Source organism: Phocaeicola coprocola, from assembly GCF_041333015.1.
GTDB lineage: Bacteria > Bacteroidota > Bacteroidia > Bacteroidales > Bacteroidaceae > Phocaeicola > Phocaeicola coprocola.
Window position 1 is genome coordinate 97,854 of record NZ_JBGKGM010000004.1, and the last position, 24,704, is coordinate 122,557.

Below are 24,704 nucleotides of genomic sequence, written 5' to 3' on the forward strand. Positions count from 1 at the left end.
ATATCATGTTAAATGGCTTTTAGATGCTTTTTTCCTTATTCTTTTGAACAAAAAAAGAATTCAATACGTTCTTGGATAGAGAAATGATATGTGATTTTTTTTATATTATACTTAATTTTGTATCTGTTTTTAAAAAGGAACATAGGCATATACAGAAATATTTTTAATACATTATATATAGCAAAAGCAATAAACGAATGAAGAAAATTACTTTTTTTACTTTTTTATGTAGTCTGTTGCTGGTGGCTTGTAGCCGTGAGGAGTGGAATAATACGGCTAATACAGATACACCTGAGGCGGTTTTTAAGTTGTATGATGCAGACTACGAAGGTAACCTCTCACGTGCAACTACATTAGAAGAATCCCGTTACGATCGTTTGGAGTATTGTATTGTAGATGAAGCAGGAGTACGTGTTCGGGATATAAAAAGCAAGTATAATCCATCAACTGCAGAAATTTATGTAGAAGGTTTGCATGAAGGTAATTACCGTTTATTGGTGTTGGGGATAAAAGGAAACGAAAACCTTGATGAAGTAATGATCCATGAGTTGAACTCTGCTTCAGATGTATGGTTAGAGTTTCCGGCAGATTTACAAAAACCGTTAGATGCTGAATATTTTTATTCTCAGACTCCGTTTACGGTAACAATGGAACAAACAGAGAATGGTAAGCAGGAAGTAACATCGATTCGTCAGGATGTAAAGCAACAGCGGATTATTGGTAAGATTGATTTTAAATTTGATTATAATAACCCTTATGTGCGTAATGCCGTAATAGAGAAAAAGGTTTCGCTTGGCTCAGCTCATTTTTATACTACACTTTCTGGTGATGGAAACATGGCTGGTGAAAGTGATGGTGTTATGCGTGATCTGGTTCTGTCTGATACAGCTACCTATAATTTCATGCCATTAGTGGAAAATACTTCCTTTAGTGGAGAAATTACAATGCGTACGCGTAGCTATCTTGGAAATGAAATAAGTCAGGTGTACGCTTTCGAGCAAACACAGCTGGAGGCTAATCATATACATAGTATAGAAACAAACGTTACGCATCCGGAAGATAAGTCTGTAGTTATGTTTTTGACTCAGTCTGCTTACGAACAAGGTAACCATTCTAAAATTTTACAAGATGATGAGCCCAAGGAGGTATATACTGATCCTTCGCAGAGAAAGTTTAATACAGCGCAGCCGCTTCAGCTGAATTTCACTGATGAAGGGAAACTGCATGTCCGTTTCTATTCTCCTCGCAATTTGGGGAGTGTATTGGTTAAAGCTTGTATTCCTTCAATAAGTGATGAATATTTTGATCTGGCTTATTTTGATACAATACCAAGTTTTGCTGATTTCTATGAAACGCTGCCTTTGGTTCAACGTTCTACCATGTGCCGTACAGAGCGGGGACGTCAGATTGAGGTTAAACAGATGACAGCTTCTGAGTTGACCGGCGCTACGTTCAAGGTTGAGTCTACAGACCCATATTGGGGAAAATTGCAGAAAATAGAACATGGCTGGTATGTCTATTGGGGATTGTATGGTGGAAATCCTGATTTGGAAAACGGAGGTCCGGTGGGTAACTGGATGGGTATCCGTCCTGTACACTGTCGTGAGTCTGTGGCTTTGTTCCTCAATTTTACCTATATGATAGACATGCCTGAACACGAACAGATATTGCGTGATAATGCAGATAAGCTTTATGATGACAATAAGAATCCGATAAAAGTTGAACAGGTGCTGCAACAAATGAGACAGCAACGCACGTTGCAGGTCGGATTGGTTTATGCAGGCAATGGTGTACTGGGACTAGGAGGAGGAAGCACGTTTGGAGCTTACCAGCAGGCTTGGTTCGAACATTATTGGAATGCTTATTCATGTAATATTATGTTCCATGAATTGGGACACGTAATGGGATACGGACATAGTAGTGCATTTACTTACGGTCCGTGGGCAGAGCAACTGATGAACAATTTTTATGTTCAGAATCTTAGCCAGTTCCCTATTGACTCATATAAATATCTGGATAGTAGGAATAATCCTCATCGGTATAAATAGTCTGATAACGTAGTAATAGAAAAACGATATAATTTATAGATAATAATGGATAAAATGAAAAATATAATTGGGGTATGTACTCTTTTGTTATTGTTCCTTTGCGGATGTAGTGCAGAAGATAGCATGCAACAAGAATTGCCGGAAGGTGCGATAGGAGTCCGCTTGATAGCAATGGGAATGGCAGAAGGAGAAACTTCTAATTCTGAATCAGTTGTAAATGAAGTAGAGGGTTTCCGTTTTGAGGGTGGTATGCTGAAAGAAGTGTTTGACCGCTTGAATCCTGATACTGAAGGAGTATGCCATTTACAACCTTTACAGATGCGTGGAACTGTCTATTTCCTGGCTAATGCATCCGATATAATTCAGAAGGCTGCTTTGCAAGTCGATAAGACAACGCTTGAAGAGTTTTTGGACTTACAGGCTACTGCCTCTGAAATGACAGCTTCGGGTATTGTTATGAGTGGACAGATTGAATTGAGTACAGACATGACCTCTACCTCTGTTATTCTAAAGCGTAGTGTGTTGCGTATTGATTTAGATTCTCCGTTCGAAGGCATTCGGGTAAATAATGTAAAGATTCGCAATATTCTTTCAACTGGATATGTTAATGAGCGCCAGGGTGATGCTTTGTCGGTAAACGTACAGCTGGAAACTATTGTGAAAGATTTTGGTGATACTCCATTTGAGAATAATAAAGAGACATTGTTTTACCTGTGCGAACAGAAAGCCGGAGCTTATGAAGTAGAACTTATGGTCACATCCGATGATGGAGCTTGGCATCGTCTGAAAACTACATTTACAGCGTTAAAGCGTAACACAATCTATACGTTGAAAGTATATGGTAGCGGAGCAGATCTTCGTGTTGAGGTTTTGGTGGATGATTGGGAAAACGGTGCCTCTTCCGAATCCGGACAAGTATTAAAAGGTTTGATTGATAAAGCTGCTTCTGATTTGTCAGAGGGCGTAGAAATAAATGAACGTGGAGATACTGTTTTCATTCCTTATATGGGAAGTAACTTCCGTTTGGTGTTGAAGGCTGAAGAGGATGCAAACCTTATGGTAAACGGAGTGGTAGAAGGCGTGACGATTGCTTCTCAAAGTTCTTCACGTAGTATGGAGCCGTTTGCCGAAGTTGTGGTAGAAAGCGATAGAAAAATGCCAGGAAGTGTACAGGAATATATTTATCTGGATGTGTATAGACAGACGGTACAGACAGGTAGAGTTGTATTGGTATTCCGTCCGAATCCTATTGGCCTTTCAGGTAAACTGGCGTTCGATTCTGATGCTGTATGCGATTTTGCTTGTTATATCGATGGGGAACTTGGATTAATTACGTTGCCCGAAGGTAAGAAAATCGAGCTAGAGATACCTCAGGGGGAGGCTCCGTGGATGAAAATAGAGGTTAATGAAGAAACCGGAGCACATCGGGTAATTGCCGGTTGGAAGCCAAACGATCCTGATGCTGATGGACGTGTACAAGAGGCACGCTTACTCGTTTCTGACATTGATGGAAGTCATCCTGAAGTCTATACCATAAAAAGACAAAACTGGGGACTGCCGGTCGTAAATGTAAATGGAACGTGGTGGTGCAAATACAACTTGCGCGGTAATGTCAAGAATTACTCAGATCAGATTTTGATTAATAACGATCCTGTACCTGATGAGCAAAATGTTTTTGAATATTTGAAAACTTGTTCTGATGAAGAATTGTTGAATATAATGGGAGATCAGTATCAGGCAGGGAATCCTGAAGGACTGAAATTGACACACGATGGCAGTAGATTTTACTATGAAGGTTACCGAACAACTGTATCTGGTAATTTTGGTACAATGCTTCCTACAGAAATGGCTCCTGATGGGTACCAGATTCCTAACTACAATAACTATCGTTTCTTTGCGTGGGGCGATAACTGTAATTTAGGTTACAGCGAATGGGGAGTTTTTAATAATAATTTAGGGCAACGCATGAATTATTCAGTTGCAGAACGCAGTCTTATTGTAGATGGTGTGAGATACGGAACCCTTGGGTTGTATGATTTTGTGTATGAAAATACTCATTGGGCAATCTTTGGTTGGGGACATCAGTATAATGAACAGGAAATTGCTCCGATGGCAATATTACTTGCTACTTATGGCAATGCAGGTAGTTCATGGCAGCTGGAAGGTTATCCAAAGAGTGACGGTAGAGGAAACTGGATTAAATTTGGAGGACAGAATTCGTCAAAAACCCGTACGATACGTTGTGTGAAAACTCCTGTAGAATATATATATGAATAATAACAACTAAATTAAATATAAGAAAATAATGATGAAAATGAAAAATTTAGGATTAGTAGGTATTGTTTTGTTGGGATTGGCTTTTACTGCATGTTCAAAGGAAGAAGATAATGGTGGTGTTAACGAACCCCCTCGATCGGTGGTGATAACTACCCGTCAGATAAATTACGAAGGTTCAGGCCAGGCTATAGAAGATGAAAATACTATTACCGATATGAAAGCGTGCCTTTTTGAGAAGGGAACGATGACTAAGGTATTCGAAGACTTACAACCTTCGGCAGATGGATATAATTTGCAAATCAATAGCTATGAAGGTACTATCTACATGGTTGCCAATGCTGGTAATATGATAGATCTTCAGCAGATGAAGGAAGAGGGTATCAGTGAAGAAGAGTGGAAGAAGACTACTATGGCTATGAGTAATGGTAAGGTTGTCAATTTCTTTACAGGATCACTTGTTATTGACGGACAAAACCAGCCTTCACAGTCGCTCACTTTAAAGCGCGGTGTAGCACGTTTTGATTTAAATGTTGACGTGGCCGGCTCTGCTGCTATAGAGAGTCTGACTTTAAGAAATGTAGCTCAGTCAGGTTACTTGTTTGCGCAAGGTGAGGTAGCTGCATCTCCGGCAGATGTTGAGCGTAATGATGTTACAGCTCATTTCGATACTGCATTGTCTGCTTCTACTCCTGGAGTACTGTATGTCTACGAGCAGGAAAATGCAGGCATAGAAGTAAGTATCGAGGCTGTAATAGACGGACAACACAAAGTTCTGACAAAGACATTGGAAGGCAATCTGAAGCGTAATACAATCTACACCGTAACAGTACGTAAGAATGATATCGATATAGTCGTAAAAGTCGGTATTGACGATTGGGAACCGGGTGAAGATACAGAAATTATTCCGCAATTATAATAAAGTTTATTAATCCGATAGATAGGTAGCAATGGTATATAAAAGAAATTATTTATGGCTGTTTGGTGTGCTTCTGTCTACCTTATTCATGACTTCGTGTTCTGATGAACACGAAGCTCTGCAAAGTACAGATCAACCTTCCACGGTAGTACAGGCTAGTGTTTCTGCTTTTAAAGTTGACGGGAAAATATCTTCTGTAGCCGGAGAAAACGAGATTAACGATATACAGGCATGCCTGTTCGAGAACGGCTTGATGACAGCGGTTTATTCAAATCTCGATCAAACGTCGGATAGCTATTCACTGAAACTGAAAAGTATGTCTGGAACACTTTATATGCTTGCCAATACGGCCGACTTGATCGATTTGCAGCAGATGAAAGAAAGCGGTATGACTGAACAGGAATGGCTGAATACAACGATAAAGGCAACGGATGGGAAAGCACCACGTTTTCTTGCTGGAAAGCTTAATTTAGATGAGCAGCCGCAGGGACAGTATGTTTTGCCTATGACGTTACAGCATGGTATTGCCCGTTTCGATTTGCTGATGAGAGCAGGAGGAGCTATTTCTATCAAGAGTATTACGTTGAAGAATCTTGCACAGGCATCATATTTGATATCTCAGGATGAAGTCAGATCCCCTGAAGGAACAGATATGCAAGATTTGCAATTTACATTTGATCAGCCATTGTTGAAAGATACACTGGGACTGGCTTATGTGTGCGAACAGACAAATACCGATTTGATGGTAGAGGTCGAAATGGAAATGGGAGGCCAGATCTATGTACAGCAGGCTGCATTACCGTCAGTTCTGAAACGAAATACAGTTTATACACTGACAGTCCGCAAAGATGCGTTGTCAGCCGATATCAAGCTGGAAGTATCTGCATGGGAGGATGGTGGTGAAACCGGTTTGCATCCGGATTGGGATAGCCATATTACGGTAAACAAAGGCTTATCTGTGTTACCGGAAGGAATAACCATTTCAGAGTCGGGAGATGTGGTTTCTTTGCCTAGCAGAGCAATGGAATTTACATTGGCTCTTAACTGCGATGATGAACTGGAGTTTGTTTCTTCACAAAGTTCAGATATTATTGTAGAAAAATTGCCGTCGGTAACTCCTGGTGATGGAGTGAATCGGTTCTTGTTCCGTAAGACACTTTTGCCTCCCGGTTATCAGGCAGAAAACGTGAAAGTGTATTTTCATCGTAAGGGACTGAATGAAAGTTATGAAGAAGATTGCCTGAAGCTGGTTCTTGAAGAAAATCCTATTCATTCAGAAGGATTTAAATTCGACCGCCAGAACTATACGCACGATTTTGGTCGTTATATTGATAATGAAATGGGACGTTTCATTATGCCTGAGGGACTGGAGCTGGCGGCAGAATTTGATAATGAAGATCCATGGGTGAAAATAGAGAAGGTCGCAGATGAAACAAATACGTACCGTGTGATAGGTGGATGGAAACCTAATGATCCGAAAGCTGACGGACGTAAGCAGGCTGCACGTCTGGTTGTACGTCGTACTTCTGACGGGCAGGAAACGGAAGCTTATATAGTGGAGCGTCGTAATTACGGGTTGCCTGTTACTTATCTGAATGGTACATGGTGGTGCCGTTACAATGCGATAGGTGATTCTCGCAATTTTGATGATCAGATTTTAAGCTCCAACGATCCGGCTAGTCTTGCAGATCAGACTGTACAGGAATATCTCAAGACTTGTTCTTCCGAAGAATATGTACGTCTGTGGAATGCTGCTTACGAAGGGAATAATGGTATGGCCTTGCAGGCAGTATATCGTGATGGAAAAGTTACACTGGACGGATGGCGTAGTGGCGAGTCGAACCATATCAATAAGGCCGAACCAACTTCGCTTTCACCTGATGGCTATGAAATGCCTACATTTGATGATTATAAAAACATCCTTTCTAATTTTACTATACCGACAAATTGGGCAGGATTTTATCCTCAGAATGATGTGACCAACAAGCAGTATCGTAGTGAGATTATATTGGAAAAGCGCTCGGGTGTACAGCTTGACGGACAGGATTTAGGTGAACTTTGGAGTTTTTCTGTCAGAAGTGTTGCTGGACACGGTGATGAGCCACTTACTTTTTACGGAGTAGGATGTCAGTGGAGTAATGATGGGGTTAATAGAAACTGGTTACTTTTAGCATGTTATAATCCGGAGGTGACCGGATGGCTTGTCCGGGGTAATAATGCAAGTCTGGAACACAACGGTGCTGGTGCAAATAATACCCGTAACGTACGCTTCAAGAAGTCACCGGTAGAATATATCTATCAATAAGAAAGACATTAGAATAGATCGGGTGCATATTTCCGGAAAGAGCAGAATCGGAATATATTGTACCCGATTTTATTATGTCATGTTATCTCGTTTTGTCAGAATTTGCTATCTTTGCATGCCGATTTGTCGTAAAAATTGGTCAAATAAATTCACTTTAAAAGAAATAGAAAGAAAATGAAGAAGATGAACATTATCAGATTAATTTGCTTGTCATGCTTTATGTATATGGCAAGTAGTGCGGCTAGCGCACAAGATTTGAAATCCATACTTTCGGGAGTAGCTAACGCTGTTGCCAATAAAGTTACAAACTCATCCGGAGTTTCTTTGGAGGGAACCTGGAAATATACCGGTCCGGATTGTAAGTTTGAAAGCGATAATTTCTTGGCACAGGCAGGTGGAGAGCTTGCGTCGAAAAAAGTAGAGGAAAAAATGTCGGATGTACTTACTAAACTAGGCTTTACCGATGGGTGTACTTATGTCTTTAATGCCGACAGCACCTATACTTCTACGGTAAAAGGTCGTACAACTAGTGGTACTTATTCTTATAATGCCGACACAAAAGAACTGACTATGAAAACGAAGCTGGGTATAAAGTTTACAGCCATTGTATCGCAGCAGGTTTTATCATCAAATAAGATGAGCTTGCTTTTCAAGGCAGACAAGTTGATGTCGCTGGCTCAGACCATCGGAGGTGCTTTGGGCAACTCTAATTCTACAATCAGTGCTGCTACTTCGTTGTTGAACCAATACGAAGGATTGCAATTAGGTTTTGAATTGGAGAAACAATAAAAACGATTTTTTTCGATAAGTATTTCATGTAAGAGTCTGGTATCGTAAATGCCAGACTCATTTTGTTTATAGAAACAACATTCCGGTTTGTTAGTGATATATCTCAGCATAATTGTTATTAAAGAAAAAAATAGTACTTTTGGAGAGCGCTACAGAGCTTCTTCTCGGGAGAAGAATACCTCGAATGTTACTCATTTACTTTTAATCTATAAATGAAACGTATTATGAAAAAACTTATTTTGTTGCTTTCTGTGCTGCTTTTTAGTCTGGAATTTGTTGCAGCGCAGGATGAGTATGAACGCAGTGTCTTTGTTTCTTCGTCGGGGGATAGTCTGAATTATCGCCTGCTGGAACCGGAAGTGATGCAAGCTGGAGAAAAGTATCCGTTGGTATTGTTCTTGCATGGAGCCGGTGAACGGGGAAATGACAATGAAAAACAACTGACTCATGGCGGGCAGATGTTTCTGAATCCGGTTAACCGTGAAAAATATCCGGCTTTTGTACTATTCCCGCAATGCCCGGAAAGCGGATATTGGGCATACGAAAACCGTCCGCAGTCTTTTATTCCCACCCAGATGCCAGTCGGAAAAGAAATGCCATCTGTGTTTCAGGCTGTGAAAGAATTGCTCGATATGTATTTGGCAAATCCTCAGGTAGATAAATCGAGAATCTATATCATGGGATTATCAATGGGAGCAATGGGAACATACGATATGGTTTCCCGTTTTCCTGATATTTTTGCAGCTGCCGTTCCTATTTGTGGAACAGTTAATCCGACGCGTTTGTCTGCTGCCAGAAATGTAGCTTTCCGCATCTTCCATGGCGATGCTGATGATGTCGTTCCTGTAGCAGGCTCTCGTCAAGCTTATAAGGCCCTGAAAGCGGCAGGTGCTTCGGTAGAGTATATTGAATTTCCTGGCTGCAATCATGGAAGCTGGAATCCTGCTTTCAATTATCCGGATTTTATGAAATGGCTATTCACTCAGAAGAAGAAATAAGATTTGCAACATGCTGAGACAGTGAGGCAGTCTCAAAATAGAAATACAAAATAAAAATCTTATAGATTGAAACTTCGTAATAAAAGAACTCCTGCTTTAGCCCTTATTTATTACTATTATAAGACTAAAAGCAGGAGATTTTTATGTTGTGGCTTATAGATTGTAACTAAACTTATCTCTGTTCTTGATTTTGAGATAGCCTCATTTTGTTTTCAGTCTTTTGAACCTTGCATATAATCAATGCTTATGATGTCCCGGCGCATCAAATTTAGCCGATTTATGACCATGTATTTTCTTGGCATGTCCTGGTGGAATTTCTTTTTTATGCGGTGGCCGGTGATGATGCCTGGTGACAATACACGATGTTGTACTCATACAGAGTGACAATACAAATGACATTAGTAATAACTTTGTTTTCATAGTAGCTTGCAATGATTTTTACAAAGTTAAGATAATTTTTGAATGTTGACATATAAAACGGATTTCCTTTTCCAGACATTTCTTATTGTATCGATAGTTTTGTATCTTTGGAAAAGTCTAAAAAAAATCAGCTACTATGAAAAACGTATTATTACTTTTATGTGCCTTTTTAGGATTGAGCGGGTGTCATGCAGCCCAGGACGGTGATACGATAGATAATAGCACCGTATCTGTATTTGATGTCCGTCGCTTTATGGGAAAATGGTATGAAATTGCTCGTTACGATCATCGTTTCGAAAAAGGAATGACACATGTCACTGCTACCTATTCTTTACAGGAAAATGGAAGCATTAAAGTAAAAAATGAGGGATATAAAAATGGAAAACACAAGGAGGTAGAGGGGCGTGCCAAACAGCCGAATCCTGTCGATCCCGGTAAGTTGAAGGTATCATTTTTCCTTTGGTTTTATTCCGATTATTATGTACTTGATATAGATCCCGATTACCGTTATGTATTGATAGGAAGCAGTTCCGACAAATATCTTTGGATAATGAGTCGTGATAAAACTTTATCCAAAGAAAAACAGGCGGAACTGTTTGATAAACTCCGTGTCAGGGGATATGATACAGAAAAGCTACTGTTTGTCGACCAAAATTAAAGCATCTGTATTCAGGCCCTGAATCCGATACGGCAAGGCGGAGTTATTTTTAAGTCTGCTGTACGGAGAAGTTTGGCTTCGGCCTCTTCCACATCACATGCCTCTATTGTACTGAAAAGCTGGAGTTGTGCCGTTTCCGGACGGGGCCCTGACATCACTCTCCGGACCATACTCTTGATTAGGCCATGCTCTATCAGATTATGCACCCAGCGTCCGTTGCCGAAATACTCATCCCGTTGTCTGGTTTCTTTTTCTATCAGACTGTTCAGGCGCAGGTTTGCTTCAGGAGTCAGGACGAAATTCCGGCTTTTCAAAATACGGTGAGCTATTTCGCTCAGTTCGTCTGCCGTATAATCCTCAAAATGGAAACGGAGCGGAAAACGGTCTTTTAATCCCGGATTACTTTTAAGCAGCTTTTTCATTTTATCCTCATAGCCGGCCAGAATGACAATCATATCCGGATTCGGTTCCGACAATACAGTGAGCAGTGCGTTGATGACCTCTTTGCCGTAGTCCTTCGTGTCACTTCCACCTTCTATCAGTGTATAAGCTTCATCGATAAACAATACACCTCCACGAGCTTCCTCGATTGCCTCCTTCGTGTTTTTTTCCGTATGTCCCAAATATTCACCTACCAGGTTCGTACGGCAGGTTTCCACTGTATGCCCTTTCGACAATAGTCCCATCTGATGATACATTTTCCCTACCAGTCTGGCTACCGTTGTTTTGCCTGTTCCGGGATTTCCCAGAAAGAGCATATGGTAACGGCTGTCTCCACATAGATCGAGATTGAGTTCCCTGCGCTCTTTAAGAAAAAGCGACATCATCCGTGCCTCCTGTATACCCTGCGCTCTTTAAGAAAAAGCGACATCATCCGTGCCTCCTGTATATCCTCTTTAAGCTGTTTCAGTCCGACCATCTGCTGTAGTTCTTCTTCGGCTGAAAATTCGGCAAAAGGTGTTTCTCTTAATGCCGGCTGAAACTCAGTATCGTTAAGGGTTATCGGAGGCATTTCAGTGGACAAACTGATGCGGAAAGTGTTATATTCGGCAAACATTCCGGTTATCGCCTCACATTCCTGAAACAGTTGATTGACATGTTCTTCTGCACCATGGAAAATGAATACCGGATGGGAGAAATCTTCTTTGCTAAGTATATCACCCAACATAGAAAGCAAGTTTACCGTGCTGGCGCTATACTCCAATTGCGGGACATTCATCACGATCACCTGCTTTTGTCTGATATGTTCAGCTAGCTCACTCCATTTCAGATTGCCTGAAACCAGTTCACCCAATGAAAAAACAGCCTGTTCCGACTTGTCATTACCGGTGAGATAAGCTGCCAGAATGAAGCAGGAAAAAGCCTTTGTCATCAGGTTGTTTCCCGTTACGAGAAGGTGAGGACATACCCCTTCTGCCTCCGAGTAGGAATAAAGCTTTCCGATTACTTTTTCGGCTGAAGGAAAGTGGAACTGTTCAGAGTACATGTTTTGCCACCAGTCGGTCGGGCAGAGGCGCTCGATAAAAAACTTCTTGTCGGGATGTGATTCCAGTTCATCCAACTTCTCTTTTTTCCATACCTCGTAAGAAGGCGAGGGAGACAGAGAAACAGTCCATTTGGGAAGTCCGTTCTGAAATACGAAAATATGATACAGGTTTTCGTCCCAGAATGTATCCGACAGCACAATAAAACGTACCTTTCGGGGAGTTTTTTGGGAAGACGGAGAATAGACATCCGCCCCAATCAACTGGTAGTCTTCCGAGTAAACACGTACAGCCAGCTCGTTTATAAAAACAGGAGGTTCAGGGAATATGATTTCAATAGCCAATTGATTTCTGGCGTATTCAGGAGCACATACACTTTCATCGAAGGTGCGCATAGCACGTAAAATAATATTTTCCATAAACAACAAATGAATAAATGAATTAGATTTTGAAGTATAAAGCAGTATGGCGGATGATATGAGTTGATGTCCGCCTCATCAAAAGCAGAGGACCTCCACTTTCCCTTTTAAAGCAGAGGTTAGAATGCCAAGTACGTCAAAGAACACAACAATCCCTGCCGCCCCGTCAGCAGCAATTCGATCAATTAAGTTCTATGCTAGAAATTCCTCAGGAAACCAGCCGAACATAACGAATCATTTGTTTTGTGTCTTTGACAATCATTTGTTGTATATTCAGAAATTCTATAAAATTATCACCCGATGGTGATATGCGTTTCATTGCGCCAAAAATAGATATTATTTCTGTTTTGTACAATAAAAATGAAAGAATTTTGTTTACCTTTATCATTCGAAACAGCAAACTAAGAAAGAATAAACTATGTTAGCCTATACTTATATCAAGAATGGCACGTTCCAGATGATGGAGAAACCCGTGCCGGAAATAAAAGATCCGCGTGATGCTGTGGTACGCGTCACACTGGGGAGTATCTGTACCAGCGATTTGCATATCAAGCATGGAAGTGTACCCCGTGCCGTACCCGGTATTACAGTCGGTCATGAAATGGTGGGTATTGTCGAACGGGTAGGAGAGAAGGTCACTTCCGTAAAGCCTGGCGACCGTGTGACGGTCAACGTGGAGACCTTTTGTGGAGAGTGCTTTTTCTGTCGTCATGGATATGTAAACAATTGCGAAGACGAGCAGGGAGGCTGGGCATTGGGATGCCGCATCGACGGAGGACAGGCAGAATATGTGCGTGTCCCTTATGCCGATCAGGGGTTGAACCGTATTCCCGAGGGAGTAAGCGATGAGCAGGCACTTTTTGTAGGTGATATTCTTGCCACTGGTTTTTGGGCAGCACGTATCTCCGAGATTTCGTCCGACGATACGGTGCTCATTATCGGAGCCGGTCCTACAGGTATATGCACCTTGCTGTGTACCATGCTGAAACATCCCCGGCGTATCGTTGTATGCGAAAAGTCGGAAGAGCGTATCCGCTTTGTACACGAGCATTATCCGGAAGTAATCGTGGTGCGCCCCGAAGAATGTGTCGAACAGATACGCAAGCTCAGTTCACATGGAGGAGCCGATGTCGTCATCGAAGTTGCAGGAGCGGAAGATACCTTCCGGCTGGCGTGGGAATGTGCCCGTCCGAATGCCATCGTTACCATCGTGGCACTTTATGATCGCCCCCAGCAACTTCCATTGCCCGATATGTACGGAAAGAACCTGACTTTCAAGACCGGTGGTGTAGACGGATGCGACTGTGCAGAGATTCTTCGCCTGATAGCCGAAGGCAAGATTGATACGACACCACTCATTACCCACCGTTTTCCGCTTGACAAGATAGAAGAAGCATACCGTATTTTTGAGAACCGGCAGGATGGAGTCATCAAAGTAGCCATTACGGAGAAAGCAATGTAATACCTGGAAAAAAGGATCTAGTTGAAAAGATATATTTTAAAGAAAGGAGTAAATACCTATGAGAAAGAATTTTGGTGTAAAGACCTGGTTATATCCGATGCCCGTATTTATCGTGGCAGCTTACGATGAAAACGGATTACCCAATGCCATGAATGCAGCATGGGGAGGAATTTATACAGACAACATGGTTGGAATTTGTCTAGCAGAAGAACACAAGACAACAAAGAATATCCTTGCGACACGTGCATTTACCGTAAGTATGGGTACAGCAGACCGCGTAGCGGAATGCGACTATGTAGGTATCGTATCCGGCAATAAGGAACCGGACAAGTTTGCCCATGCCGGATTTCATGCAGTAAAGTCGGCGTTTGTCAATGCTCCCGTCATCGAAGAACTTCCCATGACGCTGGAGTGTGAGCTCGTTTCATACGATCCCGAAACCTGTTTCATGACAGGACGGATTGTCAACATTTCTGTAGATGAAGCCGTATTGGGCGAAGACGGTAAAGTAGATGTAACCAAGTTGAAACCGATTACCTACGATCCTATTCATCATGATTACCTGGAGATTGGTAAAAAAGTCGGCAGTGCCTTTTCCGATGGCAAGAAACTGAAATAAACCGAGAAAGTCAATCAGCCTGAACATTTTTTACAGGCTGATTGACTTTCTGTTGAGATTATATCTTTTAATTTTTTGATTCTGATAAGACAGCTGTTACTGATAGTTAATCTGGTATTGTCTGTACGTTGTATAGTCACTGTATCATTCAGGCTGCTTATACGAATCATTTATTTCTTCTCGTTCCCATTAAAGAATTTCTTCCGGTAATACGAATTGGCAGTATAAAGAGCAGCAGCCGGATTGTTTCCCGTAACACGATCTTTTGTTACCAGCGTGGTAGTATAAGCCTCAGCATACTTGTAGAACAGACTGTCATGTCCTACACACAATCCGATTACCACATTCAGGTCTGTCTTTGCTTCATTCAGCAGCCGTGCCTGTAAAATCGGGTTACACATGGCCTCCCCTATACTTTCACATTCAGCAGGAATACCCATCGAAGTCTTGGGTTGTCCGGCAACCTTGCAGATTACCGAATACGCTTCGAAACCGTTTGCCTGAAGAATGCGGGCGAAGATACGTGCTTCATTTATCAGTCCGATACAGTTGGCTATACCGATGCGGTGTGCATTTATTTTACGTGCAAACTCCATGATTTCCTGTACGCGTGTCCATTGGCAGTACCCTTCGTATTCCACTTCCGCACTGGCTATCATCACCTGGCGGTTGTTTCCCTCGTCATATCGTTCCAGCGCCCACTGGCGGTCTTCTTCCTTCAAGTTAGTTGTCAGGCAGAAATCAGGATAAGTACGGTCTTTATACTTGCAGTTTTGTGTACCGCAGTCCACACAAGAATGTATTTCTTTTTCCTTTTCCATAAAGCAGATCATTTTATTTCAGAGATGCTGCAAAGATAACCATTTCTTCAATCAGATAAGCCCCAGCCGATGGATATATGCCATAAACTGCTCTTTATAATTTTCTCCAATGGGGATATACACGTCTTTGCTGAAAAGAATACGGAAACGGGAAATTTCGGTAATCTTATTCAGATTGACAATGTACGAACGATGCATCCGCATAAAGTTCGGAGGAAGCATGGCCGACAACTTTTGCAGGCTGTTCAGCGTAATGACAGGCTTAGGCCGGTCTTCCATATAAATACACACATACTCACTCATCCCCTCTATATACAGGATTTTCTCTTTGTAAATGCGTATTACCTTGTATTCGCTTTTCACAAACAGTGTACTTTTCTCCTCTTCAGGTTCGGCAGTGTTATGCGTCAGTCCGTACATTTGTCGTGCCTTTTCGGCTGCCCTCAGACATTCGGCAAGGCTGAAAGGCTTCATCAGATAATCAATGGCATTGAGCCGGAACCCCTCGATGGCATATTCCGAGTATGCAGTAGTAAAGATAACCATGGGAGGGTTCGGAAGTGAGCGGACAAAATCTATACCGTTCAGGTCCGGCATGTTTATGTCTGCAAAAAGCAAGTCAACAGGAGTGTGAGCCAGTATTTCGGAAGCCTGGCAGGCATCCTGGCACGAGGCTACCAGCGTCAGGAACGGAATACGTGAAATATACCCCGAGAGCTGAGTCAGCGCAAGCGGTTCATCGTCGATAATCAGACATTTCATGATAGCGGCGGGGTTATAAGTAAAACATGGTAAGACGTATCGTCTTCAGTTGTAGTAAATGTATAATTGTTGCCGTAGAGCAGATGAAGTCTTTTCTTTATGTTCTCAATGCCGATGCCGTGATGAGTATCGTGCGTACAGGCGTGTTTGCTGTTCTTGCATGCAAACAAAATACCTTCATCTACTTGTGCTATGCGTACATCGATAAACGAATCTTCACGGTAACTCACTCCATGCTTGAATGCATTTTCAAGAAGTGAAATGAACAGTAAGGGAGGAATCTGTACACGAGGTACGATTATTGGAAAGTCCGTGCAGATGGTAAGCCGCTCGGTATATCGCAACTTCATCAGCGCAATATAGTTTTCGAGAAACTGAATTTCACGTTCCAGCGAAATCTGGCTCTTGTTGGCTTCGTAGAGCACATACCTCATCAACTTCGAAAGTTCAATGATTGTTCTTTTTGCCTTTCCCGAATCGATGTCGACCAGTGCATGAATATTGTTCAGGGTATTCATGAAAAAATGCGGATTAAGCTGATACTTCAAGTACTGCAATTCCGATTCCAGATGCTGATGTTCCAGTTCCTTAAGCATTTCCTCATCGTGAAGCGATTTCAGGAAGAAACGTATGGTCAGGTTAAAACCTACCAACAAGATAGCTGCCGTAATATGTATCAGCAGAAAAGGCGGATGCATCGGGCGTATCGGATGTATTTCTTTCTCATCAGAAGGAAGTACGGGAAGATGCTGCATGTGGGGCATATCGAAGGCCGAATCCTGCACGATAAACTCTTTATGCTGACGGAATCCCGGGTGAGGATTGAACACTTGTATACATCCCGGAAGATACAGAAACAAGATACCGATGGTAAAAATCAACGACAAGACGTAGCGCGTATAGTATTTCTTGAGCAGGAGGCGTGGAATGAGTACATAGTTATGTATCAGAAACAGCAGAAAGAAAGGAAACACCATAAGTCAGGTATCACTTACCTCTTTCCACAGTTCGCTTCCCTCCAGCGGATGATCATTGTCGAGCAGAAAACCGATGAGCGGAGTTCCCAGTATCAACACCCAAATGGAAAGATAAATAATTTGTTCGAGAAGTAGTTGTTTTTGCAGATGTTTCATTGTTGTGGTAGTTTTATGCCTCAAAAATACGTTTGTACCTTACCCGTTGCAACTAAAATCGGCGAATGGAATGATTTTGCAGACCAAGTGTGCTTATTTTATCTTTATATACCTTTTTCTGTAAAGCCGTTTTGCGGAAAATCTGATTTGTCGGGAGTTAACCGATAGAATGGGCGGGTTGGTTGATTCTATTTCCACATATAAGTCAGCGTTTTACATTTGTCATCCGAAACAACAACCCTTAAAAACTTATTTTATGATGAAGATGAGAAAAACAATGTGGGCTGTCTGCCTGGCTGCTCTGATGCCAGTTTCAGCAGAAGCCGTTGCCGCTACATCATACGATGAACCGCAACAAAAAGAAAATACTCAGAAAAAAGAAATAACTAACCCTGAGAAAACGGCACGCAGGCGTACCGATGAAATGGATAAGGTACTTAATCTTACCGAGAAGCAATATAAGAAGCTTTACAAGCTTAATCTGAAAGAAGAAAGGGAAAAACTGGAGGTCCTGATAGGCCGTGGGGGAAAGGACATGAACCGTCCTCCAATGAGAGAAGGAGGACGTCCCCCGATGATGAATGGTGGAGGTCAGCCTCCAATGATGGGCGGAGGCAGACCTCCTATGATGACACCACCAGCCGGCGATGATAAGATGAAAGAAGAGATGCAAGAGCGTGCCGAAAAGAAAATAAAGAAGCTCCGTAAGATTCTGACAGACGAGCAGTACGACCTGTGGCTGACAATGAAGCCCGAGCAGCCTGTGCCACATCCGATGCCCGAAGCCGGAAGACCAGCACCTCACGAGGAAGATTTTCCTGTTGAAATGTTACAGAATGAAACAGAACACGAATGAGCATGAAAATAGTATATAGCATGGCAGTGATTATATGCGCTGCCATGTGGTTTGGCTCTTGCCAGAATGAAGAACTCGACTATTATCCCCTTGAAAAGAAACACTTGGGAGAAACCTATACCGAGTATGTTATGAATAACATAATATCCAATGATACGGTAAGCCGCATAGCCCTGAATTTCTATCCGGAAGAAGTGACCTCACTGTCGTATGTCGACTATGACGATTCCACCTGTATATTTACTTTTCACCGGGGAAACACTTCCCGATACCGGCTTTCATGGGATTATGAAACCGATGGAAGCTACGTCGAGGTACAATACGGACAGAACGGCATGTGGTATACCGTAAACGAGCAGAAGCATTCCGGCGAATATCTTCTCACGGCAAACGATGGTATGAGCGTACGTATGTGTATACAAGGCGGTGGAACCATGTTTTCCGGTGACGGACTGATAAAATATTCCATTGCCGTCACCGTAAACCGTTTCTCTATCGAAGAAGCCGATTAGAGTAAATCGATCAATGCGTCTACGTCAGCCTCGCGTGTAGCCCAGCTGGTTACGAAGCGTACCACCGTTTCCTCTTCTCCGCGTGGTCCCCATAACTCGAAGGTTGCATGTGCCGAAAGGCGGTCGATATCCGCGTTAGGCAAGCAGACAAACTGCTGGTTGGTTGGCGAATCCATATGAAGTTTATACCCTTTTTGGACAAAACCCTGTTTCAGTTTCTGTGCCAGACGGACAGCATGTTTCCCCATCTCCAGATAAAGTCCGTCAGTAAACAGCGTTTCAAACTGAATACCCAACAGGCGTCCCTTGGCGAGCAGTGCTCCGTGCTGTTTAATCAGCGGGAAAAAATGCGGCAGACGTTCCGTATGCGGAGCCACTACTGCCTCGCCGAACAATGCACCCACCTTTGTTCCCCCTATATAAAACACATCACACAGACGGGCAATGTCCTGCAAGGTGACATTTGTACCTGGAGCAGCCAGACCATATCCCAGACGTGCACCATCCATATAAAGCGGAATATTCGCCTTGCGGCATACCCGGCTCAAAGCCTCCAGTTCACTGAGCGAGTACAATGTACCATATTCAGTAGGGTGAGAAATATACACCATTCCCGGAGCCACCATGTGTTCGTAAGTTTCATCACGGTAAAAATCGGCGATATATGCTTCTACCTCCTCAGCACAAAGCTTTCCTTCATGTTGAGGCAATGTCAGCACCTTATGTCCGGAAGCCTCGATGGCTCCTGCCTCGTGCACATTGATGTGCGCTGTTTCTGCTCCCAGTACACCTTCGTGGCGGGCAAGCAGCCCGTCGATGACAGTTGCATTGGTCTGCGTACCCCCAACCAGGAAATATACTCCCGCTTCGGGCTGTCCGCATGCCTGGCGTATCAGTTCACGGGCATGGCGTGTATAATCATCGCTTCCATATCCGGATGTCTGTTCCAGATTAGTTTCCATCAGGCGGCGCATCACTTCCGGATGTGCCCCTTCCATATAGTCTGTATCAAAATGTAGCATAACAGTTATTCTTTAGTTTGTTTTCTTTGCAGACAAAGGTAGAGAAAAAAACTTTGCTCCGGCCGATATTCTTTCTTAACTTTGGCAAGAAAAAAGAATATCCATATGCCCGTAATAGAAATAACCTCCCTCGAACACCCAGGAGTAGACGTGTTCGGAACCTTGACCGAAGCCCAGTTACGTAACCGCATAGATCCCGAAAGGGGCATATTCATAGCCGAGAGCCCCAAAGTAATCCGTGTGGCACTCGATGCCGGTTATCAGCCTCTTGCACTGCTTTGTGAGAAAAAACATATCGAAGGAGATGCAGCCGATATCATTCTTCGTGCCGGTGACATTCCCGTTTATACGGGCAGCCGCGAGCTTCTGGCAAGCCTTACCGGCTACACGCTTACACGCGGTGTATTATGTGCCATGCGGCGTCCCGCTCCACGTACTCCCGAGGAAGTCTGCCGCGATGCCCGTCGTGTTGCCGTGATTCACGGTGTTGTCGATACGACCAATATCGGAGCCATCTTTCGTTCAGCGGCAGCCCTGGGCATCGATGCCATCCTTCTTTCACCCGACTCGTGCGACCCTTTGAACCGCCGTGCCGTACGCGTGTCGATGGGCTCCGTTTTTCTCGTACCCTGGACATGGCTTCCCCGTCCCGTATCTTCGCTGCGTGAAATGGGGTTCTGTACCGCTTCCCTTGCTCTGACCGACCGTTCCGTTCCCATCGATTATCCGGAGCTCAAGGAAATTCCCCGTTTGGCTATTGTGATGGGTACCGAAGGCGACGGTCTTCCAGCCGAAGTGATGTCAGAGTCCGATTATGTAGTCCGCATACCGATGTGGCATGGTGTCGACTCACTGAATGTAGCGGCAGCCTCAGCTGTAGCCTTCTGGGAGATGCGGGCACGCCGGTAAAAAATAAGGGGCGCTTTACGACGCCCCTTTTCTGTATTACCTAATTCATTATTTACCGATATCCATCAGCCATTTACCATCCACCTTTATCATTTTCTGAGTATCTTCTTTGACACTTCCGTCGCCATAATGCTGCTTGTAAGTGACAATCGCCGAGTTGCCGTCTTCAGCCATTTCCTCAGAAACAATTTCAATCTCTTTTAGTCCGCCCTTTTTCTCAATAGTCTTTGACCCCTTTTCCTGAATCATGGCAATAAGCCCCTCGCGTATTTCCTTAGCTTTGTCAGCCTCAGAGATGTTGCATCCGTCAATGAACTTCTCATAATCCTTGTCGCTTAGTGCCGACATGTAATTTTTCAGTGCGGCTCCAGGTGTACTGGGTGTACACGATACCATGGCTAGCACAGCAACCAGCATCAATCCCAAACGAATCAGTTGTTTCATCATAGTGTTTACATTTTAAAGTTAATAAATATAGAATATAGGAAAAGAAAAACCTTGAGTTTACGGAAAACTGTATAATATTTTTAATCGTTTGTTAGCTGCAATGTCGTCGGGCATGAGGTATGTTCCTCCCATTGCCGGAACATTGATTTGCGTACGCCTTCCTTCCGAAAGACAGATATCCGCTTTCTGGTAGGCAAATTCTACAAGTTCGGTACAATACATTTGTGAAGTATCTGCCAGATTGTAATCATGATCAAAAAGAGTTCCCTTTCGAGTAATCTCCCAGGCAGTATGTGCAGCCCTCGAAGCTGCAATAGAATCATCCATAATTCTGGCTATTGCGCCACGTACGGCTCTGTCTTCGGCGAAAAAGCGTGATAACGGGTCTGTTTTTACACGGTCGGTGTCACCCTCAAAATCAGGCTCATCGGGGACAGCATGAATAACGAACCATTCATTGTCAATCTGTTTTAAGATTCCCACGTGCGAGTAAACCCCGTCTTTGCTGGCAGAAGTAACCACGTGACTCAGCAGTCCGGTACCGCGCCGGAATGCAAGATCACCATCAGCCAATATTCCGGCAGGCACAATCCGCTTGCTCTTTGCTTTTGTATCCTTGCAGGAAACACATAAACAGAGAGCAAGCAGAGCGGGGAGTATGTGAAGCAGTTCCTTCATATACGAACAAAGGTAATAAATTAATTTTTTTACCAATGCTCGATAGTATGTTTTTTTGTTCAGTTTTTTTTATGAATCGTACTGTAAGACCTCAGTCTTTACAATTCGTTTGCTGCTTGAAGTGCAGCCTCGTAGTCGGGTTCGTTCGAAACTTCTTTTACCAATTGCGTATAACGCACTTTGCCGTTTTCGTCTATCACGATGACAGCTCGTGCCGTCAGTCCCCTTAACGGACCGTCAGCAAGCTGAATACCATATCCTTGTACAAGAGAGAAATACTTCATGTGCTTTTGCAGGGTAGATATTCCGGGAAACATACGGTCTGCAAAAGCATCACGGATACGGCCAATGCCGAGTTCGTCGAGAGCTACAGATTCAGAAGTCATTTTCAGTACTTGCATGACTCGGGTTTGTTCTTCTCTGTTGCTGTGTATATATCCTAATTTCATAAAATTGCTAATAATGATTTTTTTATCGTTTCCTGATTCACTGTATCTGTTGTGGAAATGCGAATCAAAGGAAGCCCTAACTTTGTGAATATTTGATTTTTCAACTTATCACGTGATAGTTGGGCGTCATTCTCCTTATGGAAATGCCATCCGTCCACTTCTATGGCACTGATCGGCTGTTTGGTCAGGGAATTATAGAGCAGGAAATCTATATGTGAGAATGGACTTTCTGCAAATGTTTTTTCTTTATCTTCCAGTTGATTCCAGTCGGTAATAAGTCTGGACAGTGGATAATGACAAAGTACTCCCGTATGAGGCAAACCTAATTCAGCAATGGCTTTTAACAGAATATCGTATATTAGATTCTCTGATAAATGTTCAGAGACAGCAGGATGAGCAGCTTCGTAAGCCAATCTTTCTGCCGTATATTGCTGATAGAGCAAATCAAAGACAGAATGCAACTTACTGGATTTCACTTCAAAATTGTTGTACTGAATATAACTGATTAGCTGGCTGAGATTGGAATCCTCTGGCATTTCATTTCCGTTCGTTACCAAACATAATTTGCTCTTAGCACGTGAAATGGCAACATTAAGTAAGTTGGCATCATCCGAGAATTCTGTAGGAGAGTTGTCTACCATACTCATAATAATAGTATCACATTCTCGCCCTTGATACTTGTGTACTGTACTGGATATGTCTTTTCTAACAGCTTGATTGATTGCTTCAGCTTGAGCCCGATACGGAGTAATAATACCTATACTTTCCGATTCTGTACATTTCGATAATACCTCTTGCGTAATGACATCTATTTCACGTTGGTTGAAATGTCCTCTGGCATGATTGCCGGGTACAGTTCGAATTACTTGCAATACATCTTTTTCTCCTTCGTCTGTAGTCATGGCAATCAGTTCTCCATTGTAAAAGCGCTGATTACAGAACTCTATGATTTTCGGATGGCACCGATAATGTTCTCTAAGCAGTGTTACTGGCGCATCCCGAAATATTTCTACGCACGATTGTAGAAAACTGTGCGTGACAGCATTGTATCGGTCGTCCACTTGGTATGTGGTCTGAATAGCCCTTAACGCCAATTCTTCTTCTCGGCTTACCACATTGGGTAACTGTTTGTCGTCATCCACAATCACGGCGTTCATGGCACATGATAGAGCCAAAGCCCCCGTCTTAATATCCACTTGTGAAGCTTCGTCCATAATCACATAGTCAAAAACCATGTCTTTACTGATACAGCTTTTGGCCGAATAAGTGGTACTGAGCACAATCGGATATTCTTTCAGGAACTCTTCTGTTTTGCGCTTAATATCCTTGATGGTAAATTTTTTCCTTTGTCCGGTATTATACCGTTTAGCTATCTTGTCCTTCAATAGTTGTAGAGAAGAGGAACGAAGTTCTTTCATATTCTTTTGGATATCTATGCTTTGGAGTGCTGAAGCAATCGATTCCAGCTCTTGCTCTAATTCTGTTTTTCGAGAAAAGTAGTAGGCTGACTCAAAACTGTTTATGACATCTGTCGCTTTTCTATTTAAAAATGTCAATATTTTAGTTCCTAACAAGAAAGCCCATTGCAATCTGAACCATAAACCTGGCTTATGTCCGTTCTCAACTATCATCTGATAGCGGTTGAGCAAATTCATAAGTTTAGCCGATGGTTTGCCATTCAACCATTCATCTTCTGTATGGTTGTCTTCCCGCATTTCGTTGTATTTCGATTCTTTTAATAGGGCATCGTATTCTGCCTTTAGTTTGGCCTGCCGGAGTTGACCTCCAAATCCTTGTGAAACGGCTTGAAGTGAGTCTTTTGCTAGATTCTTTGTAGTTGTTTGTTTATCAATAGTCCAATTTGCCATAGTAGGATACTCTGGCTGGTTGGCGATGAATGTTTTTTTGTTTTGTACACTACCCAGTTCGGCCACAAGGAAGCCAAGTCCTTCTCCGTTTAGCTTCTCAGCTACATTCTTAACAGCCGAGTTATTGTTTGATACGACTAATACCGTTTTACCTTTCATCAGCAGATTGGCAATGATATTCAGTATCGTCTGTGTCTTACCGGTTCCAGGAGGTCCCTGAATAATGCTTACCTGATGTGTCAATGCTGCTTCTACGGCCGCTTTTTGGCTGGCATTGCATCCAAACGGATAATAGACTTGTTTGGGCATGGAGTAAGTTACCAATTTTGTTTTGTCACCTAGGTATTGAGCCAAGGGAACATTATCACGCTTCACATCTACCAATTCATATTGTTTGGATAGAATACTTTCATAATCTTCTTCCGCAATCAGTCCTGTTTCAGCAGCTAGTTTGCGAAGATAATCCCAAATAGAACCTCCATTTTTGTCAATTGGGGTACGGGTAATATAGACCTCGTTTCCTTCCAGATTCTCATAGTAGCCATTGTCATAGGTCACTCGATAAAAAATGTAGCGACCATCTGTAAAACGTAGTAATTCTGCTACATTATTGATATGTTTATTATTGATGTATAGCCCTTTTTCTCCAAGATTAATTGTGTCAGGGTGTGTTAGACAAAGTAAACGTGACGGATTGTAATTGAATACACGTGGTGATGACGAAAACCGAACAGTCCAAAGTCCATTCTTGTTTTGGTAAATAGAAGAAACACGTTCAGTGATGAACATTTGCTTGTCACCGCGTTTCTCCAAATCTACAATCATATTTTGTTTAACATCCATTCAATCAAA

The 24,704-nt window shown here is 42.6% G+C and carries 21 protein-coding genes and 1 pseudogene; 12 read left to right on the forward strand and 10 right to left on the reverse strand.

The window, feature by feature from the left end; all coding sequences use genetic code 11:
- The first annotated feature begins 197 nt into the window (after nucleotides 1-197).
- The 7 genes from ACDG22_RS11040 (at nucleotide 198) to ACDG22_RS11070 (ending at nucleotide 10,411) form a co-directional block, all read left to right on the forward strand.
- A complete protein-coding gene (locus ACDG22_RS11040) occupies nucleotides 198-2,048 on the forward strand; it encodes a hypothetical protein (RefSeq protein WP_022126517.1) in 1,851 nt (616 codons plus the stop codon).
- Nucleotides 2,049-2,102: 54 nt separating this feature from the next.
- Complete coding sequence (locus ACDG22_RS11045; RefSeq protein ID WP_022126518.1) at nucleotides 2,103-4,325, forward strand: hypothetical protein; 2,223 nt, start codon at nucleotides 2,103-2,105, stop codon at nucleotides 4,323-4,325.
- Between the two features lie 37 nt (nucleotides 4,326-4,362).
- Nucleotides 4,363-5,241, forward strand: coding sequence for a hypothetical protein (locus ACDG22_RS11050; protein WP_178269829.1), 879 nt, complete (start codon nucleotides 4,363-4,365; stop codon nucleotides 5,239-5,241).
- Between the two features lie 31 nt (nucleotides 5,242-5,272).
- The gene (locus ACDG22_RS11055; RefSeq protein ID WP_370858886.1) at nucleotides 5,273-7,546 is read left to right on the forward strand and encodes a hypothetical protein; all 2,274 of its coding nucleotides are present in this window, start codon (nucleotides 5,273-5,275) and stop codon (nucleotides 7,544-7,546) included.
- A 174-nt stretch (nucleotides 7,547-7,720) separates the two neighbouring features.
- On the forward strand, nucleotides 7,721-8,335 hold the full coding sequence (locus ACDG22_RS11060; protein WP_040311797.1) for a DUF4923 family protein: 615 nt from the start codon (nucleotides 7,721-7,723) through the stop codon (nucleotides 8,333-8,335).
- Nucleotides 8,336-8,559: 224 nt separating this feature from the next.
- Nucleotides 8,560-9,333: a carboxylesterase family protein gene (locus ACDG22_RS11065; RefSeq protein WP_040311801.1), complete on the forward strand. Its 774-nt coding sequence runs from the start codon at nucleotides 8,560-8,562 to the stop codon at nucleotides 9,331-9,333.
- A gap of 556 nt (nucleotides 9,334-9,889) precedes the next feature.
- A complete protein-coding gene (locus tag ACDG22_RS11070; protein WP_178269703.1) occupies nucleotides 9,890-10,411 on the forward strand; it encodes a lipocalin family protein in 522 nt (173 codons plus the stop codon).
- Nucleotides 10,412-10,422: 11 nt separating this feature from the next.
- Here ACDG22_RS11070 and ACDG22_RS11075 read toward each other — a convergent pair whose 3' ends face one another.
- Both ACDG22_RS11075 and ACDG22_RS11080 read right to left on the reverse strand, forming a co-directional pair.
- The gene (locus ACDG22_RS11075) at nucleotides 10,423-11,238 is read right to left on the reverse strand and encodes an AAA family ATPase (protein ID WP_270230644.1); all 816 of its coding nucleotides are present in this window, start codon (nucleotides 11,236-11,238) and stop codon (nucleotides 10,423-10,425) included.
- Nucleotides 11,235-12,314 (reverse strand): hypothetical protein, encoded by a 1,080-nt coding sequence (locus tag ACDG22_RS11080; RefSeq protein ID WP_270230642.1) that lies wholly within the window; start codon nucleotides 12,312-12,314, stop codon nucleotides 11,235-11,237. The genes ACDG22_RS11075 and ACDG22_RS11080 overlap by 4 nt, the downstream gene beginning before the upstream one ends.
- A gap of 418 nt (nucleotides 12,315-12,732) precedes the next feature.
- Here ACDG22_RS11080 and ACDG22_RS11085 point away from each other — a divergent pair, with 418 nt between their 5' ends.
- The gene (locus ACDG22_RS11085; protein ID WP_178269702.1) at nucleotides 12,733-13,776 is read left to right on the forward strand and encodes an alcohol dehydrogenase; all 1,044 of its coding nucleotides are present in this window, start codon (nucleotides 12,733-12,735) and stop codon (nucleotides 13,774-13,776) included.
- Nucleotides 13,777-13,834: 58 nt separating this feature from the next.
- Nucleotides 13,835-14,395, forward strand: a complete 561-nt coding sequence (locus ACDG22_RS11090; RefSeq protein ID WP_007566503.1) for a flavin reductase family protein — start codon at nucleotides 13,835-13,837, stop codon at nucleotides 14,393-14,395.
- Between the two features lie 170 nt (nucleotides 14,396-14,565).
- Here ACDG22_RS11090 and ACDG22_RS11095 read toward each other — a convergent pair whose 3' ends face one another.
- From ACDG22_RS11095 to ACDG22_RS11105, 3 genes and pseudogenes are all read right to left on the reverse strand, one after another.
- Nucleotides 14,566-15,216, reverse strand: coding sequence for a DUF1847 domain-containing protein (locus ACDG22_RS11095; protein ID WP_178269701.1), 651 nt, complete (start codon nucleotides 15,214-15,216; stop codon nucleotides 14,566-14,568).
- A gap of 51 nt (nucleotides 15,217-15,267) precedes the next feature.
- Nucleotides 15,268-15,978 carry a LytR/AlgR family response regulator transcription factor gene (locus tag ACDG22_RS11100; RefSeq protein WP_178269700.1) on the reverse strand — a complete coding sequence of 237 codons (711 nt, stop codon included), beginning with the start codon at nucleotides 15,976-15,978 and terminating at the stop codon, nucleotides 15,268-15,270.
- Nucleotides 15,975-17,111 (reverse strand): annotated as a pseudogene (locus ACDG22_RS11105) (sensor histidine kinase). Before ACDG22_RS11105 ends, ACDG22_RS11100 begins: the two are co-directional and overlap by 4 nt.
- Before the next feature lie 256 nt (nucleotides 17,112-17,367).
- On the opposite strand from ACDG22_RS11105, the gene ACDG22_RS11110 reads away from it, so the two are divergent.
- Both ACDG22_RS11110 and ACDG22_RS11115 read left to right on the forward strand, forming a co-directional pair.
- The gene (locus ACDG22_RS11110) at nucleotides 17,368-17,967 is read left to right on the forward strand and encodes a hypothetical protein (protein ID WP_270230639.1); all 600 of its coding nucleotides are present in this window, start codon (nucleotides 17,368-17,370) and stop codon (nucleotides 17,965-17,967) included.
- Between the two features lie 20 nt (nucleotides 17,968-17,987).
- Nucleotides 17,988-18,479 carry a hypothetical protein gene (locus tag ACDG22_RS11115; RefSeq protein WP_270230638.1) on the forward strand — a complete coding sequence of 164 codons (492 nt, stop codon included), beginning with the start codon at nucleotides 17,988-17,990 and terminating at the stop codon, nucleotides 18,477-18,479.
- Here ACDG22_RS11115 and ACDG22_RS11120 read toward each other — a convergent pair.
- Nucleotides 18,476-19,501: a threonine aldolase family protein gene (locus ACDG22_RS11120; RefSeq protein WP_178269929.1), complete on the reverse strand. Its 1,026-nt coding sequence runs from the start codon at nucleotides 19,499-19,501 to the stop codon at nucleotides 18,476-18,478. The genes ACDG22_RS11115 and ACDG22_RS11120 overlap by 4 nt on opposite strands.
- 105 nt (nucleotides 19,502-19,606) lie before the next feature.
- Between ACDG22_RS11120 and ACDG22_RS11125 the strand changes: the two genes are divergently transcribed.
- Entirely contained in the window at nucleotides 19,607-20,410 is an 804-nt protein-coding gene (locus ACDG22_RS11125) for a TrmH family RNA methyltransferase (protein WP_178269928.1), read from the forward strand.
- A 48-nt stretch (nucleotides 20,411-20,458) separates the two neighbouring features.
- Here the strand turns inward: ACDG22_RS11125 and ACDG22_RS11130 are convergent, their stop codons facing one another.
- From ACDG22_RS11130 to ACDG22_RS11145, 4 genes are all read right to left on the reverse strand, one after another.
- Nucleotides 20,459-20,857 carry a DUF4878 domain-containing protein gene (locus tag ACDG22_RS11130; RefSeq protein ID WP_178269927.1) on the reverse strand — a complete coding sequence of 133 codons (399 nt, stop codon included), beginning with the start codon at nucleotides 20,855-20,857 and terminating at the stop codon, nucleotides 20,459-20,461.
- Nucleotides 20,858-20,914: 57 nt separating this feature from the next.
- A complete protein-coding gene (locus ACDG22_RS11135) occupies nucleotides 20,915-21,535 on the reverse strand; it encodes a YiiX/YebB-like N1pC/P60 family cysteine hydrolase (RefSeq protein ID WP_178269926.1) in 621 nt (206 codons plus the stop codon).
- 98 nt (nucleotides 21,536-21,633) lie between these two features.
- Nucleotides 21,634-21,984, reverse strand: coding sequence for a DUF6361 family protein (locus ACDG22_RS11140; protein WP_270230636.1), 351 nt, complete (start codon nucleotides 21,982-21,984; stop codon nucleotides 21,634-21,636).
- Nucleotides 21,981-24,695 carry an AAA domain-containing protein gene (locus tag ACDG22_RS11145; protein WP_178269925.1) on the reverse strand — a complete coding sequence of 905 codons (2,715 nt, stop codon included), beginning with the start codon at nucleotides 24,693-24,695 and terminating at the stop codon, nucleotides 21,981-21,983. Before ACDG22_RS11145 ends, ACDG22_RS11140 begins: the two co-directional genes overlap by 4 nt.
- Between the last annotated feature and the right edge of the window lie 9 nt (nucleotides 24,696-24,704).